The organism is Devosia sp. 63-57 (assembly GCF_001899045.1).
Lineage (GTDB): Bacteria > Pseudomonadota > Alphaproteobacteria > Rhizobiales > Devosiaceae > Devosia > Devosia equisanguinis.
Genome location: NZ_MKUY01000003.1, coordinates 581,579 through 598,512 on the forward strand (window position 1 = coordinate 581,579; position 16,934 = coordinate 598,512).

The 16,934-nt window shown below is 63.1% G+C and carries 10 protein-coding genes; 3 read left to right on the forward strand and 7 right to left on the reverse strand.

Annotation, left to right across the window (positions count from 1 at the left end):
• Nucleotides 1-9: 9 nt before the first annotated feature.
• On the reverse strand, nt 10-1,191 hold the full coding sequence (locus BGO80_RS02995; protein WP_286718985.1) for a class I SAM-dependent methyltransferase: 1,182 nt from the start codon (nt 1,189-1,191) through the stop codon (nt 10-12).
• Nucleotides 1,188-2,789 carry a peptide chain release factor 3 gene (locus BGO80_RS03000; RefSeq protein ID WP_286718987.1) on the reverse strand — a complete coding sequence of 534 codons (1,602 nt, stop codon included), beginning with the start codon at nt 2,787-2,789 and terminating at the stop codon, nt 1,188-1,190. Before BGO80_RS03000 ends, BGO80_RS02995 begins: the two co-directional genes overlap by 4 nt.
• Before the next feature lie 176 nt (nt 2,790-2,965).
• On the opposite strand from BGO80_RS03000, the gene BGO80_RS03005 reads away from it, so the two are divergent.
• Nucleotides 2,966-3,901: an ABC transporter substrate-binding protein gene (locus BGO80_RS03005; RefSeq protein WP_286718989.1), complete on the forward strand. Its 936-nt coding sequence runs from the start codon at nt 2,966-2,968 to the stop codon at nt 3,899-3,901.
• A 21-nt stretch (nt 3,902-3,922) separates the two neighbouring features.
• On the opposite strand, the gene BGO80_RS03010 is transcribed toward BGO80_RS03005, so the two are convergent.
• The gene (locus tag BGO80_RS03010; RefSeq protein ID WP_286718991.1) at nt 3,923-4,312 is read right to left on the reverse strand and encodes an Hpt domain-containing protein; all 390 of its coding nucleotides are present in this window, start codon (nt 4,310-4,312) and stop codon (nt 3,923-3,925) included.
• Between the two features lie 362 nt (nt 4,313-4,674).
• On the opposite strand from BGO80_RS03010, the gene BGO80_RS03015 reads away from it, so the two are divergent.
• Together BGO80_RS03015 and BGO80_RS03020 are read left to right on the forward strand one after the other, a co-directional pair.
• Entirely contained in the window at nt 4,675-10,389 is a 5,715-nt protein-coding gene (locus BGO80_RS03015) for an apolipoprotein A-IV repeat region-like domain-containing protein (RefSeq protein WP_286718993.1), read from the forward strand.
• A gap of 606 nt (nt 10,390-10,995) precedes the next feature.
• Nucleotides 10,996-11,256 (forward strand): hypothetical protein, encoded by a 261-nt coding sequence (locus tag BGO80_RS03020; RefSeq protein ID WP_126151374.1) that lies wholly within the window; start codon nt 10,996-10,998, stop codon nt 11,254-11,256.
• A 91-nt stretch (nt 11,257-11,347) separates the two neighbouring features.
• Here BGO80_RS03020 and BGO80_RS03025 read toward each other — a convergent pair whose 3' ends face one another.
• From BGO80_RS03025 to acs, 4 genes are all read right to left on the reverse strand, one after another.
• Nucleotides 11,348-12,547: an MFS transporter gene (locus tag BGO80_RS03025; RefSeq protein ID WP_286718996.1), complete on the reverse strand. Its 1,200-nt coding sequence runs from the start codon at nt 12,545-12,547 to the stop codon at nt 11,348-11,350.
• A gap of 94 nt (nt 12,548-12,641) precedes the next feature.
• The gene (locus BGO80_RS03030) at nt 12,642-13,442 is read right to left on the reverse strand and encodes a UDP-2,3-diacylglucosamine diphosphatase (protein ID WP_286718998.1); all 801 of its coding nucleotides are present in this window, start codon (nt 13,440-13,442) and stop codon (nt 12,642-12,644) included.
• 114 nt (nt 13,443-13,556) lie between these two features.
• On the reverse strand, nt 13,557-14,696 hold the full coding sequence (locus BGO80_RS03035; protein WP_286719000.1) for a glycoside hydrolase family 3 N-terminal domain-containing protein: 1,140 nt from the start codon (nt 14,694-14,696) through the stop codon (nt 13,557-13,559).
• 161 nt (nt 14,697-14,857) lie between these two features.
• A complete protein-coding gene (gene acs, locus BGO80_RS03040; protein ID WP_126151370.1) occupies nt 14,858-16,810 on the reverse strand; it encodes an acetate--CoA ligase in 1,953 nt (650 codons plus the stop codon).
• Nucleotides 16,811-16,934: the final 124 nt, after the last annotated feature.

Sequence of the window (16,934 nt, forward strand, 5' to 3'; positions counted from 1 at the left end):
TGGGAGGGCCTAGTCCTGCGGTCCGCTATCCAGCAGACCTTCCAGATAATGCTTTTCGATACCGAACAGTGTCTTCACTGCGGCGATCCGGTCAAGCGCTCCCTGCCGCGACCCTCCGCCGCCCTTTTGCGCGACGATCAGATTGTTCTTGGGTGTGTGGGCGTCGGACACGAACTCGAACACCTTGGTGCGATAGCCATTGGCCTCGAGGATCAGGGCTCGCAAGCCATCGGTCACCATCTCGGCCTGCTTTTCCATGAAGGTGCCGTGGCGCAGCAGGAAGTCGAGCTTCTCATCCGGCGAGCCCGCTTCCATTTGCCGGCGGATCTGCTTGTGGCAGCAGGGGGCGACGGCGATCAGCCGCGCACCGGCCTTGATGCCCTGATAGATGGCGTCGTCGGTGGCAGTATCGCAGGCATGGAGCGCGATCACCGCATCGGCGCCGCTGGCGTCGTAATCGAGGATGGAGCCATTCTCGAAACGAAGGCCGGAAAAGCCCGAGGCGGCAGCATTGGCATTGCCGTCCGCCACCAGCTTGTCCCGCAACTCGACGCCGATGATTTCGGTGCTCTGGCCGAGGCTTGAGAGATAGTCGTAAAGCGCAAAATCGAGATAGCCCTTACCAGCGCCCATATCGAGAATGCGCGGATTCTCTGCGTGAAGGGCCTGAATCAGGGGCGCAAAGATTTCGACCATCTTGTTGATCTGGCGGAACTTATCCTGCGCGTCATTGCGGACGGCGCCGTCCTTGCCGGTCAGGCCCAGCGCATGCAGCCAGGGCTTGTTGGTGGCAGCAAGCGGGCGGTTCTTGGCGCGGTCGTGATCGACCGGAGGCGCGTCTCGGCCGGCCACCTCGGTGCGCTTGAGGCGCAGCTTGTCGCCCTGCCGCTCGAACTGCAGATCGAACACCGCCGTCTCCAGCCGCGCGCTGCGCCAGTTGGTGGCGAGGCCCTCGACGAGAAAAGCCGCCGCCTCATCAAGTGTGAGATTTTTGGTGATATCGCGCGTCTTGTAGCGGAAGACGAAGCTCAGCCGCTCGCCGGCCTTGATCGCGACCTTGCGCGCTTCGACCGATTTGAGCTCAGGCTCAGGGCCGTGGTAGCCACCGCATTTGAGCTTGAGCAGCGTCCCATCAGCGAAAGCCGCCGCCACCGCGTCGACAAATTCAGCGATGCGATCAGTCGGGCTCAATGGCGTTCCTTGGTGGTGAGGAAGCGGATTTTCGGCCAATCCTGCTTGGCACGGTCCGCCCACCACGCATTCTGCGCCAGAAAGACCGGCGCTTCGGTGCGGTCCTCGGCCATGTTCATCTTTTGGGCGGTGATGAAGCGCTTGAGTTCATCGGCGTCGTCGCTCTCGACCCAGCGCGCAACCTCAAAGCCGATGCTCTCGAAGCTGATCGGCACGCCATATTCCTTGGCGACGCGGGCCAACAACACTTCAAGCTGAAGCTGCCCCACCACGCCCACAATCCAGTCAGCGCCCACCATGCGGCGGAAAACCTGGGTAACGCCCTCTTCCGAAAGATCGGTCAGCGCCTTGGCCATCTGCTTGGATTTCATGTGGTCGGTCAGCCGCACACGGCGGATGATTTCCGGCGCGAAATTCGGAATGCCGGTCACATTGATATTAGCGCCTTCGGTCAGCGTATCCCCCACCGAGAGCGTGCCATGATTGGGAATGCCGACAATGTCGCCCGCCACAGCCTCTTCGGCCAGTTCACGATTATTGCCGAAGAAGAACATGGGGTTGGACACAGCCATATCCTTGCCCGAGCGCACATTCTTCAGCCGCATGCCGCGCTCGAACTTGCCCGAGCACAGGCGCACGAAGGCGATGCGGTCGCGGTGATTGGCGTCCATATTCGCCTGCACCTTGAACACGAAGCCGGTCACCTTCTTGTCGGCCGGCTCGATCGGGGCCGGCAGCGCCGGCTGCGGCCGTGGCTCGGGCCCCCAGTCGCCCAGTGTGCGCAGGAGTTCAGCCACCGATACGCCCTTGAGCGCCGAGCCGAACAGCACCGGGCTCAAATGACCCTGGTGAAAAGTGTCGAGATCGAATTTGGGCAGCATGGCCTGGGCCATTTCCAGCGTCTCGAGCGCGGTCATGAACACCGGATTGTCGGCGAGAGCCGGCACGTCGAGCAAATCTTCGAGCTGCTCGAATTCGGCGATTTCCTTGCCCTGCGGACTGACGACCCGGCCTTCCTGCAGATCGATATAGCCGCCGAAATCGACGCCCATACCGATGGGCCAGAGCACCGGGGTGAGATCGAGCGCCAGCTTGTCCTGGATTTCGTCGATCAACTCGAGCGGCGCGATGCCCTCGCGGTCCACCTTGTTGATGAAGGTAATGATCGGAATGTCGCGCAGGCGGCAGACCTCGAACAGCTTCAGCGTCTGCGCCTCGATGCCCTTGGCGGCGTCGATGACCATGATGGCGGCGTCGACGGCGGTCAGCGTGCGATAGGTGTCCTCGGAAAAGTCCGAGTGACCAGGCGTGTCGAGCAGGTTCAGCGTCAGCCCGTCATAATCGAAGGTCATCACCGATGAGGTGATGGAAATGCCGCGCTGCTGCTCCATCTCCATCCAGTCCGAGCGGGTGGAGCGCTGCCCGGCCTTGCCACGCACTGCACCCGCCGACTGGATGGCGCCGGCAGCCGCCAGCAACCGCTCGGTCAACGTGGTCTTGCCGGCGTCCGGATGCGAGATGATCGCAAAGGTACGACGGAGGCGGAACGGTTCGGAAACAGGCCGGGGCGAAACCTCGGCAGCGGCGGAATGGGACATGGAACTGCTGGATGCTGAGACGCCGATGCATGCAGGCACGGCGGAAACCGACATTATGTTGGCCGCTCTATAGGGGAAAGAGCGGGGCGCGGTCAAATTCGGAGACGGGGCCGCTTGACCTGATTGGGCACACACTTAAAGATGAGAATCATAATCATCTATTTCAAGAGTAGCGTATGTCGATCAGATTCGCGTTTGCCGTGCTGGCCTGCAGCTTTGCAATGGTCGCATCCAGCTACAGCCAGGACGGGGCATTTCCCGTCACCGTCGAACATGCGCTGGGAACGATCACGATCGAGGCGGCGCCAGAGCGCGTCATCGCCCTCATCGATCGGGATGCCGATACCCTTCTGGCGCTCGGCGTGCAGCCGGTCGCCATTCGCAGCAATTTCGGCTTCGAAGCTGGCGTCGGGCCATGGTCGGAGAAACTGTTGACCAGCGAGCCTATCGTCTGGACGGGGCGAGAGCTGGATTACGAAGCCATCGCCGCAGCTAGGCCCGATCTGATCGTCTTTACCCATTCGGGTGGCGACGAGGACGAATACGCATTCCTGAGCCAGATCGCGCCAACGGTCTATCTGCCCCATGGAGCGGCGCCATGGTCGGCCACGACCGAACAGACGACGTTGACCATCGCTGCAGCGCTCGGACGGCGCGATGATGGTCTGGCGCTGCTGAACACGCTCGAAAAGCACCTGGCAGAGCAGAAAGCAGCTCACCCGGAATTTTCGGGAAAGACCGCAAACTATCTCGACATCTTCCCCGGCGGCATCTGGAGCTACGGCGAGTACCACATAGTCAACCAGACGATTTACGCCCTCGGCTTCTCACCGATCGCCGCCACGGCGCAGGTACCGGAGGGCGAGGCCAATATAACCATATCCGCCGAACTGCTGCCGGACTACGACGCCGATATCGTGGTGGCTTTCCCCTATGGCCGCAGCTTTGACGCGCTGCTCGCAGAGACACCTACGCTGGATACGCTGACCTCGGTGAAGCAAGGTCGCTTCATTCTTCTCGGTGACCTGGCCTTTTCGGCAGCGTCAGTGGTGTCGATCCCCTATGCCGTCGACCAGTTGGTACCGCAATTCGCGGCCGCATTGGCACCATAAACCTACCGGAAGCGATCGCTGTCAGGCAGGCGTTCCAGCCAGCATGCGGGCGATGAAGTCGTGGACTTCCTCGACAGCGACACCGAGGTCGTCGATGCGTTCAGGGGAAATGGGACGGGTGGCTCGCAATTCGTCTTCCATCGCCTTGGCCAGTTCGGCGACGCCGGTCGCCCCGACCCCGGCCGAGGCGCCCTTGATGGCGTGAAGATTGGTGCTGAGCTCGTCAAAACTGGTCGCGAGCTTGAGGCGACCGAAATAGGTGGCGAGCGTCTTGTCGAACAGACGCAGGATCTCGAGCTCCAGATTTTCGTCACCCAGGCACTGCTTGGCGAGATGGACGAGATCGATGGGACGCTGCGACCGGCGCGGCAGGTCTGCGACGACGGTTTCGACGATTGCTGGCTGGGCCATTCCGGCTACTCCACTCAACTCAACCGGAGGACACATGCCAAAGGGCAATCTCCGCTGTGGATAGCCTAGAAGAGCGGCGTGAACAGGTGATTAAGCCACATCTTCGCCTTTGTTTGTCCCTCAATTCGTTAACGTTTCCCACCCAAAAATTAACCTTTGGGTAAGAAAGCATTCGGTTTGCATAAAATTGAATGTATGAATGGGCTTTGAACCAGCGCGCGGCGGCGACGGTTGGGGATGATGTGGGGCAATTGCATCGAATTGTTCCGGTTTGACCACCGGCCCGGAAAGGGCTGGCGTGTCATCACAACTTCCGAAGTCCGCCGTGTAGCTGCAGTGCCGACGCGAAAGTTGTAAAGAGTATGGCGAAGAATCCGACACCCCAGAACGATCCTGCCGCGCTGGCATTTTCGGCCGTCGAGGACGCACTCAAGGAATCGGTTTTCAACCTCGACTCCAGTACGCCCCCCGAAAAGCCGAAAAAGCCCGCCGACACGGCCCGCTCGGAGCGCCTCAAGGCAGCCGACAAGATTGCCCAGCAGGCTGGCGCCGTCGCCAATGATGACCGCATCGCCACCTCCAAGGTACTTTACGCGCTGCAGAGCAGGTCTTCGTCCGCTCCGACCTGGCTGGCATTGGGCCTCTCCATCATCTGGCTCGCCGCCTCGGGTACCGTCGCCTGGCTGCGCTTTGGCCCACAGATGGGCAATTTCGGCCAGTTCGTCGGCACGATCGAATTCATCACCCTGCTCGCCATTATGGTGCTGCCGGTGCTCGGCTTCTTCGCCGTCGCCACGCTGATCCGCCGCGCCCAGGACCTGCGCAACGCCGCCTCCTCCATCACCCAGGCCGCCATGCGCCTGGCCGAGCCCGAAGTCACCGCCGCCGATAAGGTTGCCTCGGTGGGCCAGGCCGTGCGCCGCGAAGTCAACGCCTTGGGCGATGGCCTCGAACGCGCCCTGTCGCGTGCCGGCGAACTGGAAGTGATGATCCACAACGAGGTCACCGCGCTCGAACGCACCTATTCGGACAATGAATCTCGCATGCGCGCGCTGATCGCCGAACTGGCCAGCCAGCGCGAAAGCGTGCTCACCAATACCGAGCGCGTGCGCGAAGCCATTACCGAGAGCCATACCGGGCTGGTCTTCGACCTCGACATGATCAGCCAGCGCATTGCCGGCACCATCGTGGAGAGCGGCGGCAACCTGACCCAGGCGCTGGAGACTGCGGGCAGCACGCTGACCAATGCCTTCGGTGATCGCGCCGAAAATTTCGTCCAGTTGATGGACAATCGTACCACCGACTTCATCTCGGCGCTCGATGACAGCGCCGGCCGCTTGTCGCTGACCTTCGACGACCAGACCGCGGCCATGTCGCGCAATCTGGAAAACCGCACGCTCGAGCTGTCGTCGTCGCTCGATACGCGCATGAACATCCTGACCCAGGCGCTGGACAGCAATGCCGCCCGCTTCACCGAAACCCTGTCGCTGAAGACCGACACGCTGACCGGCACGCTCGAGGATCGCACCACCTCGCTCGCCGGTCTGCTCGAACAGCAGATTTCGGCGCTCACGGCCCTGCTCGATGGCCGCACCACCTCGCTTTCGGGGCTTCTGGACGAGAACAACGCCGCCCTTACCGGTCTGCTCGAGGGCAAGACCGCATCGCTGTCCGAACTCCTCGACGATCGTTCCGGCAATTTCACCGAAATCCTCGAAACCCGCATTGCCGCGCTGGCCAAGGCTATCGACAGCCGTGCCTCCTCGATCTCGGGGACGCTGGAAGCCGGCACCACCACCTTCAGCACCGCATTCGAAGAACGCACTGCAGCGCTGGCCAATCTGCTCGGCCAGGGCGGCGGCGATCTGATCGAGCGCCTGCGCGAACGCGGCCTGGAAGTGGGCGACGCCCTGCAGGCCATTGGTGCCCAGATCGCTGGCGATATCAGCGGCCGCTCGCGCGAAGCCGAACTGCTGCTGGCAACCATGACCCGGCAGGTCGATGAGTCGATGTCCATCCAGCTCAATGCCCTGGACAGTCGCCTGCAGACCGCCCTGCTGGAAATCAATGGCGCGGTGGAAGACACGTCCGAACGCGCCCGTCTGACCCTCTCCACCGCCGGCCAGGATTCGCTGGGCGTGTTCGATGCCCGCCTGACCGAAATCGCGGGCGTGCTCGACCAGCGCCTGCATGCGCTCGACAATGTCATCGGCGATAAGGGCGAAGAGCTGATCTCCCGCCTCGAAGCCCATGGCGCCAGCTTCGCCACCCGCGCCAATGTGCTGGAAATGGCGCTCGATCAGGAATCGGGCCGCTTCAACGATGTCGTCGCCGAGCGCACCCGCGAACTCAGCGACGTGTTGTCAGCCAAGACCCGCGCCGTCTCCGAAACCCTGGCCACCCGCACCGGCGAGCTCGAGCAGACCCTGGTCGGCCGCTCCGCCGCGCTCGAGGCAACGCTTTCCGAACACTCCAGCACTTTGTCGGAAACCATCCGCGCCCATTCCCAGGAACTGGGCCAGACCCTCACCAGCAGCACCCAGGCGTTCGACCAGGCCATTGCCGGCCGTACCCAGCGCCTTGCCGACACGCTGACCGAACGCACCGACGTTATCTCGTCGGAACTGGACAGCCGTACCGAGGCCCTGAGCATCCGCCTCGACGAGCGCACCCAGCAGCTCAATTCCGAACTCGACGCGCGCACCGAGACGCTCACCAGCCGCCTCGCCGAACGCACCCAGCAGATGGCCTCAACCATCGATGCGCGCTCAGCCATGCTCGGCGGCCAGATCGACGCCAAGAGCGCCGCTCTGACCGAGGCGCTCGACAGCCGTGCCGAGGCCTTTACGGGCCGCGTGGACGAGCGCATCGGCAGCCTATCGCAGGCTCTGGACACCCATGCCGAAAGCCTGACCAGCCAGATCGACATGCGCACCAACGCCATGTCGCTGGAACTGGAATCGCGTGCCGCAGCGCTTACCGGGCAGATCGACGAACGCACCGGCGCAATGGTCTCGCATATCGAGGCCGGCGTGCAGCAGATTTCGGGCGCGCTCGAGGGCGGCACTCAGCAGCTGGCCAGCGCTGTGACCACCCGCACCCAGCTCCTGTCCGAAGCTCTGGGCAACCGCACCCAGGCGCTGTCCGACACGCTGGCCAACCATACCAGCTCCATCGGCGAAACCATCGGCCTGCACACGGCCGAACTGGCAACCACGCTCGACCAGCACAGCGCTGCCGCCCGCGAAAGCATCGATGGCTCGCTGCGTAATGTCACCGAGACCATGTCGCTGCGCCTTGGCGAGATGTCGACCGCCGTGTCGAGCCGGGTCGCCGAGGTCAACAATTCGCTGGGCGAAGGCCTCGACAACGCCATCTCGCGTATTTCCGATGCCGAGCGCGGCGTGACCGCCCGCATCGAAGCTGCCAGCCAGAGCGTGGGCGAAAGCGCCCGCCAGGCTGCCGAGCGGATCGAAACCGGTGTCAGCACCGCCCGCAAGGCGATTGTCGACATGGTCGATCAGCGCCTCGGCACTCTGCCCGAGGCCATCACTGCCCGCGCCGACATCACGGCCGAGCGCCTGGCCTCACTCAACGCCTCGATCAGCACCTCGATCACTCAGTCCATGGCCGATCTCGAGGCCGGTGCCGACCGCATCGAGGAAACCATCGCCACCCGCATCACAGCGGCCACACATGCGATTTCCCAGGACGTCGAGACCACAGCCAACCGCATGGACAGCGCCGTGCGCGGCGCGCTCGACCAGATCCGCCAGGCCGCGACCAATATCGACCAGATCGTGTCGGTAAAGGGCGTGGGTGCGGTGGATGCGATCGAGAGCCGCCTCAGCGAAATCAACCGCTCGGTGGAAGAGCATACCAGCCAGTTCGCCGATCTGGTCTCCAGCCGCTCCGAACAGCTGCAGCAGGCCCTTAGCGGCCATGGCAATCTGCTGCGCGACGCGCTGGCCGACAATGCCCGAGGCGCCGAGGCCATCATGTCGGCATCGACCAGCCGCATCCTCAGCGACGTGACCTCGGCCCTCAACAAGCTCAACGATTCCAACCTGTTGCTGCAGCGTGTGCTCGACGCCTCGACGGCGAACCTCGCCAGCCTCGAAACCAGCGTCGCCCAGCAGACCGCCAACTACTCGAACACCATGCGCGAAGCCATGGGCCAGACCGAGCAAGCGGGCGAAATGGTCACCCAGCATGTGGGTGCCCTGCAGCACACCATCCGGGCCATGGTCGACGAATTCGGTGGTATTCTTGGTCGTCTCGACGCCGAGGCGAACGGCATCGCCGCCGCCTCGCGCTCGCTGGAGAACACCAGCAGCACGGCGCTGGAGACCCTCGAAGAACGCCGTGGCGCCATGGATGCACTGGCACAGAGCTTTGCCACCCGCGCCGACGATATCGATGGCCGCATGCGCATGTTCGCCCAGTCGATCGCCGATACGGTCAACGATACCGAACGCCGCCTGATCTCGGCACGTCGTGCCATGGACGAAGCGCTGCAGGCCACCACCCACAGCGTTACCGACCAGCTCAGCCTCACCACCAGCACCATCACCCAGGCGCTGGAATCCACGACTGGCGAAGTCAACGAGGCCCTCAAGTCGACCAGCGACAGCGTCAATGCCGCGCTCTACTCGACCAATGAACGCTTCACGAGCGCCCTGCACGGCAATGCGGCGCAGGTGGACAATGCCGTCCAGCGCGCCGCCGAGGCTGCCGCTGCCGCCCTCAACCAGACCTCGAGCGCCGTGCGTTCCGCTCTGTCCGACCAGGTCGGCCAGGTCAATGCAGCGCTCGAAGACAATGCCGGTCGCGTCAGCGATGTGCTGGCCTCCACGGCAGGCAGCGTCACCGACGTGCTCACCACCACCACCAGCACCCTGGCCGACACCATTTCGGACTCGACCAATTCGGTGCGCAGCGCCATTGCCTCCAATACCGGGCAGCTGCGTCGCGCCATCGACGAGTCCACCGGCCAGTTCCGCCAGACGCTCGACCAGACGACTGGCGACGTCACCGAGCGGCTCAGCGCCTTCCATCAGGCCGCCGGCTCGGAAGGCCAGCGCGCCAACATGGCCCTGCAGGAAGCCCAGCAGCGCATGGTCGGCGATATGCAGCGCGCGATCGAAGAAGCCACTCAACGCTTCGCTGAAACCGCCCGCGCCATGCGCGACACGGCCCGCGAAGTGGGCAGCGAACTCGAAGCCACCCGCGCCGAACTGGCTCGCGGCGTCAACGAACTGCCGGAAGAAACCCGTGCCAGCGCCGCCGCCATGCGCCGCGTCGTGGCCGAGCAGATCGAGGCCCTGAGCGAGCTCAACGCTATCGTGCGCAACCAGCCGGCCAGCCACGACCTGACCGACCGCCGCGCGCCGCAGCGTGCTGCTCGCCAGCAGGAACCGCGCCAGCCTGAACCCCGCCAGCCGGAGCCTCAGGCCTACCAGCCGCAACCGCAGCGCCAGCAGCCGGTCGAAACCGCCTATCGCCAGGAGCCGGCGCCGAGCCGTCCGGTTCTGGCAGACCCGATCCGCACCACCGCTGCCCCGGTGGCCGAGGCTGCGCTGCAGGCCCAGCCGCAACCACAGCGGACCCAGGTCCCCTCCCCTGCAGCACAGGCTCAGCCGGCCGCCACCGCGCGTCCGGAGGCCGATGCCGGTGAAGGTGGGTGGCTGCGCGACGTGCTGCGCAATGCTTCGGCCCAGCAGGCCGGTGGCCAGGCGCCGCAGAGCCTTTCCGGCCTGACCGAGGAAATCGCCCGCGCCATCGACGACGCGGCCCTGTCCGACGCCTGGAGCCGCTACCAGGCGGGCGAGTCCAACGTGTTCTCGCGCCGCATCTACACGCTGACCGGCCAGGGAACCTATGACGAAGTGCGCAAGCGCATCCAGCGCGATGCCGACTTCGCCCGCACTGCCCAGGCCTATATGAGCGAATTCGAACAGTTGCTGAAGCGCGCCGCCGCCGGCCCGCGCCCCGCCGCCGAAACCCGCGAATACCTGCTCTCCGACCGCGGCAAGGTCTACACCACCCTCGCCCATGCAAGCGGCCGCCTCAGCTAAGAGAGCGATAGACCAACATCAAAAAGGCCCCGGAGCAATCCGGGGCCTTTTTCGTTAGGGCAACGGCCATCCCAAGAGTAGACGATTTGAGCGAGCTCAGAGCGTTTCACGTTCTGGTTGATGCGGCTCCTGCGCTCCCTCTCGCTTGAGGGAGGGCTATCGCATTTGGGCTTGAGCGTGCTGCACACCCCCTCCCAACCTCCCCCGTCAAGGGGGAGGAGCCGCATCGAGTGCCAGGTGAGATATTGCCAAACACGCAGCCCGAACTCCCTCCCCCTTGCGGGGAGGGCTGGGGTGGGGGGCTGGGAGCCCGGTGCCAATTCGCCATATGCGATAACCCTGCCCTTGAGGGAGGGCCGGGGTGGATGTCGTCTGGCGATCCACTGATGGACCCCCTCCCTCAATCCCTCCCCTCAAGGGGGAGGGAGGCGAAAGCGCCCAGAGTCCTCTTCAGTTTGAAATGATCTAGCTGGACCAAACCTCAACAAAACCTCCGCGCAACCTCCACCGTCGACGCTCAAGAGGACACTGCGCATCACCGGGAACCAGAGTCTTGCCCCAGGACAGACCAACCCGACGATGCGCGCCAACTCTAAGGAGCGAAAAATGATGAAACGGATTATCATTGTTGGGATGGCCGCGTTGGTGGGCCTGTCGGGTCTGGCTGCGACGGCGCAGGCCGCCGAATTCAAATCCCAGTTCGACCGGGATCGCGTGATCAGTGCGCTGCACGAAAAGGGCATTGAGGCCGACGCGGTCGAAAGCTGGTCGGGTCTGATCCGCGCCTTTGTGCGTCAGCCCGACGGCTCGGTGAACATGCAGTTCTTCCAGCCCGATTCCCTGCGGCCTGTGATCATGGGCCGTTAAGTGAATACCGTCCCGGCAGATCCGCGGGACGGCCTTTCACTATTTGGGCGGGCAGCAGCAATCACAAAAGGGAGCTGCGTGATGCGCCCGCCTACCCCACCAGTGCCTTTGGCGGCCTCAGCTTCAACGATAGCAGCACGCAGCCGATGGCGAGGAGAGAGGTGACAGTGGAATAGAAGAAGGCGTGCGAGCCGAAGAGCTCGACCAGGAAGCCGAAGCCGATCAGGGCGGCCATGGCGGCGCCCATATTGAGCATATTGGCAAAGCCCTGGGCCTCGGCGGCATTGGCCTCATTGGTCCAGTTGGCGATGAAATGCACCACCCCGAAATAGCCCATGCCGAAGCTGAAGGCGTGCAGCAGCTGGGTGAAGAACAGCACTTCCACCGGCGGATTGAAGGCCATGATGGTGAAGCGCACCAGCCCGGCGATAGCCGCTGCCAGGATCATGTTACGCGCCGTCACCCGCCCCCCGAAGCGCCGCCAGGCGAACATGAGGATAGCCTCGCCCACCGCGGCAATGCCGAGCAGCGGCCCCAGATAATAGCTGGAAATGCCGTTTTCGTGCCAAAGCAGCGCGCCAAAGCTGCCGATAATGGCATTGCTGGAATTGACCAGTGCGAAGGCGAGCAGCGGCAGCACGAACCACAGTTGCAGTGAATCGCGCAAGCGGCTGGCGGGTATCGCCTTTTCCGGCGCCACGCTCGCCAGTGTCACCTTGGGCGCCGGGGCCCGGAAACGCGGCAAGAGATAGGCGAGGCCGGCGCGCACAAACACTGTCGCAACGTAAAGAGTGACGAAGGCAGCCGAGCCCAGCATGTTGAGCAAGAGGCCCAATCCGCCCGCGGCGAACACATAGCCCACCGTGGCCCAGGCGCGGATGGTGCCGAAGTCGCTGCCGTTCCGGCGCGTCATTCGCACGGTCGCGGCGTCGATGACCGGGGCGACGAGGCCATTGGTGGTCGCACACAGCGCCCAGATCAGCAGGATGCCCCAGAATTCCGAGACGAAATAGAGCGGCAGCGGCGCCAGGGCCGAGGCCAGGGAAATATAGATCAGCGCCGTGCGCCAATCGTCGGCCTTATCCGCAATGCGCCCCACAAGGATGTTGAGCAACAAGAGACAAAAGGTCGGCAGCGCATTGATGATGCCGATCTGGTCGGCGGGAATGCCATGTTCGCTGAGCCAGATGCCCAGAAAGACCGAGGCCACACCGCCGGGAATGTAGACGGTGAACTGATAAATGGATGCGCGCAGCTCGGGGCTATCCAAGCGCGAGAGGAGCGATGGCATGGAAAAAGAACTCCGGGCGCACGAAACGCGCCCGGCACGCTAGGTGACTCGGAAGTGCGGCAAAGGCAAGGACAAATCTCCGGCCAATTCCAGCTTACTGCTCGGCGCCTTTGCGCGTCCGAAAGCGGCGCGATTCGCCAGTGACCATTTCGGTCCATTTGATCAGCTCGAAGACACCGTCACGGGTTTCGACAATGGCCGTGCAGCTCTCCACCCAGTCGCCGGTATTGATATATTCAATGCCCAGCCGGTCGTGGATATCGGCGAAATGGATGTGGCCGCAGATCACACCGTCGACACCGGATTCCTTGGCCTCGTGCACCAGCGCTTCCTCAAAGCGGCCGATGACGGAAACGGCATTCTTGACCTTCTGCTTGGCCCAGGCGCTGAGCGACCAATATTGCAGGCCAAGGCGGCGACGCACCCAGTTGATGGCGATATTGACGCGCAAAGCGGCGTTGTAGGCCCAGTCACCGACATGAGCGAGCCACTTGGCATTCATCACCACCACGTCGAACTGGTCGCCGTGGATGACCAGATAGGTACGGCCCGTGGCCGAGGTGTGAATGGTGCGATCGATGATCTCGATCTCGCCGAAATAGGTGCCGAGATATTCGCGCAGGAACTCGTCGTGATTGCCCGGCAGATAGACGATGCGCGTCCCGGCATTGGCCTTGTCGAGCAGCAACTGCACCAGGACATTGTACTCGACCGGCCAGTGCCAGGCCTTGGCCAGCCGCCAGCCGTCGAGAATATCGCCGACCAGATAGATGGTGTCGGCATCGTGGGCGCGCAGGAACTCGATGAGTTGCCCAACGCGGATGGGCTTCATCCCCAGATGCACGTCGGAAATGAAGAGCGCCCGAACCCGCCGGACCCCACGATCTTCCGCCATTCTGCATTCGCCCTCTGCTGACCGGACGGCACCTTAACGCCCCGCGATGGCAGAGAAAACACTCGGGCCAGCGAAAGGCCGGGGAAAATGGCGATGCCTGCGCGACAAAGCGGCTTACTCGATCCGCTGTTTCAGCGCCACGATGCGGTTGTAGCTCTCTTCAATGCGGGCGGCAAAGGCCGGGTCTGCCTCGGCTTCAGCCAGGAGGATGGCGAGGATTTCACCCGAAAGGCCGGGGCGATACTTGGCGGTATTGGAGAAAAGCAGAATGTCCATGCCAGCGCGCACCGCCTTGGTCACGGTTTCCTCGAGCGTAAAATGCTCGCGAATGGCGCCCATTTCCAGATCGTCGCTGATCACGACGCCATCGAAGCCCAGATCGGTGCGCAGCACGCCATCGATCCAGCGCGACGACAATGAGGACGGGGTTTCACCGTCACCATTGGCATAGTCGGCGTGATAGAGGTGGCCGACCATCACCATGTCGGCCAGCTTTTCCGAGATCAGCACGCGATAGGGCTCGAGTTCGTCGGCCTGCCAGGTCTTGGTGATATCGACAAAGCCTTCATGGCTGTCGGCGGTGGACGAACCATGACCGGGGAAATGCTTGAGCGCGGTGATCAGTCCAGCGGCATGGTGGGCTGTGATGAAGGCCTCGTCATAGGCGATCACGGTTTGCGGATCGTCGGAAAAAGCCCGGCCATATTTGGCGATCACAAGATTGTTGGGATTGGTGTTGAGATCGGCGACCGGCCCGAAATTGACGGTGAAGCCAAGGTCGGCGATGCCGGACGCCATCTGGGCATAGATCGCCTCGGCCTCATCAGGTCGATTGTTTCTGGCGATGGTTGCGGCATTGGGGATTTCGCGGAAGCCGACATCCTTGGTCAGACGTTCGACCGCGCCACCTTCCTGATCGAGGGTGATGAAGGGCGGGAGCTCAGGCGATGCGGCGCGGAACGCTTCGTTCATGGCCCGCACGGCGCCAAGACTTTTGACGTTCTTTTTCAGATACATGACGCCGCCCAGCCTGCCCTCGGCGATTTCCTTGGCCATGGCCTCGACGCTTGGATCGGTAGCACTGCTGCCCTCGAAGCCGACGACGATCATCTGGCCGGCCATCTCTTCGAGCGTGGCGGCCATGGCGGGAGAGGAAAGGGCCAGAAGGCCAGTCAGGGCAAGGATGCGCAGCAAGGCAAAAGTTCCGCAATAAATCGTGGCCCGCACCATGACCGGCAAATCAAGGCGAGACAATGATTCCCCCCATATGGGGGATGCGGGCTGCACTACGGCAGCCATAATGATGGTCAGATGGCCGGTCACCGCGGATTTCAACCTTCCGAACGGTCCGCCATCAAACTGAACGGGCGGCAGCTTTTCAGCCACCGCCCGTTTTTTTCATGTGTTCCGCACCATCAGGCGGGACGATTCTGCCGATTGGCGATCAGATCGTCGACTACGGCCGGATCGGCCAGGGTCGAGGTGTCACCCAGGGCGCCAAAATCGTTCTCGGCCACCTTGCGCAGAATGCGGCGCATGATCTTGCCCGAACGCGTCTTGGGCAGGCCCGGTGCCCACTGGATGAAATCCGGCGAGGCGATGGGACCGATTTCCTTGCGCACCCAGTTGCGCAATTCCCCGCGCAAGGCGTCGTCATAGCTTTCCCCGGCCATCAGCGTGACATAGCAATAGATGCCCTGCCCCTTGATGTCGTGCGGGAAGCCGACAACTGCGGCCTCGGAGACCTTGGGATGCGCCACCAGGGCGCTCTCCACTTCGGCGGTGCCGAGACGGTGCCCCGAAACGTTGAGCACGTCGTCGACGCGGCCGGTGATCCAGTAGTAACCGTCCTCGTCGCGGCGGCAGCCGTCACCGGTAAAGTAATTGCCCTTATAGGTCTCGAAATAGGTCGAGACGAACCGGCCATGGTCGCCCCAGATGGTGCGCGCCTGGCTGGGCCAGCTATCCTCGATGACCAGAACGCCCTCGGCCTTGGTCTGCTCCTGCAGCTTGCCTTCCGGCGACAACACCGCTGGCTTGATGCCGAAGAACGGCTTGGTGGCCGAACCGGGCTTGGTCGGAATGGCGCCGGGGAACGGCGCGATCATGTGACCGCCGGTTTCGGTCTGCCACCAGGCATCGACCACTTCGCAGCGGCCCTTGCCGACCTTGTTATAGTACCAGAGCCAGGCTTCCGGGTTGATCGGCTCGCCCACTGTGCCCAGCAGACGGAGCGACGGCATGTCGTGCTTTTCCACGAATTCGGGGCCGGCGCCCATCAGCGAGCGAATGGCGGTCGGCGCGGTGTGGAAGATATTGACCTTGTGGCGTTCGACCACCTGCCAAAAGCGGCTGGCATCGGGCCAGGAGGGAATGCCCTCGAACATCACCGTGGTCGCGCCATTGGCCAGCGGTCCGTAGACGATGTAGCTGTGACCGGTGATCCAGCCCACGTCCGCCGTGCACCAGAACACCTCGCCGCGCTTGTAGTCGAAGCTGAGTTCGTGCGTCAGCGAGGTATAAGTGAGATAGCCCCCCGTCGTGTGCAGCACGCCCTTGGGCTTGCCGGTTGAGCCGGAGGTGTAGAGGATGAACAACGGATCTTCCGCATTCATCGGCTCGGGGTCGTTGAACGGCTCCACACCGGCGGCAGCCTCATGCCACCAGACGTCGCGGCTGCCCTTCATCGGTACATCGGCGCCGGTATTGTGGACAACAAGCACCTTGGAGACGCCGGGGCAGTCTTCCAGCGCCTTGTCGACATTGGCCTTGAGCGGCACGGTCTTGCCACCGCGACGGCCTTCATCCGCGGTGATCACCACGGCGCTGTCGCAATCATTGATGCGGCCGGCCAGCGAGTCGGGGGAGAAGCCGCCGAAAACCACCGAGTGAACCGCGCCGATGCGGGCGCAGGCCAGCATGGCATAGGCCGCCTGCGGGATCATCGGCAGGTAGATGGTGACGCGGTCGCCCTTCTTGACGCCCAGCGACTTCAGCACATTGGCGCAGCGGCAGACTTTCTCGTGCAGGGTCCGGTACGAGATGTACTCGGCCTTGTCATTCGGATTATCCGGCTCCCAGATGATGGCGATATCGTCGCCATGCTCGAGCAGATGCCGATCGATGCAATTGGCGGCCACGTTGAGCACGCCGTCTTCAAACCACTTGATCGAGACGTTCGGGTACTCGAACGTGGTGTTCTTGATCTTGGTGGGGAACGTCACCCAATCCAGACGCTTCGCCTGCTCCGCCCAGAACCCATCCGGATCGGAGATCGAACGCTGATACTGTGCCGCATAGTCTTCGGCTGTCGTGTGGGTGCGTGCGACGGCAGCCGCACTTGGCTGGAACACGAGCTGGTCGCTCATCGTCTTCCTCCCTTGTCTCTCCCGAGAACCGTTCTAATGACCGCCTCGATAGGCGGCAAGTCCCGTAGCGTGCGACTTAATGAGTATTTGCGCCAGACACTTGGACAGGGGCCATTAACCCGCA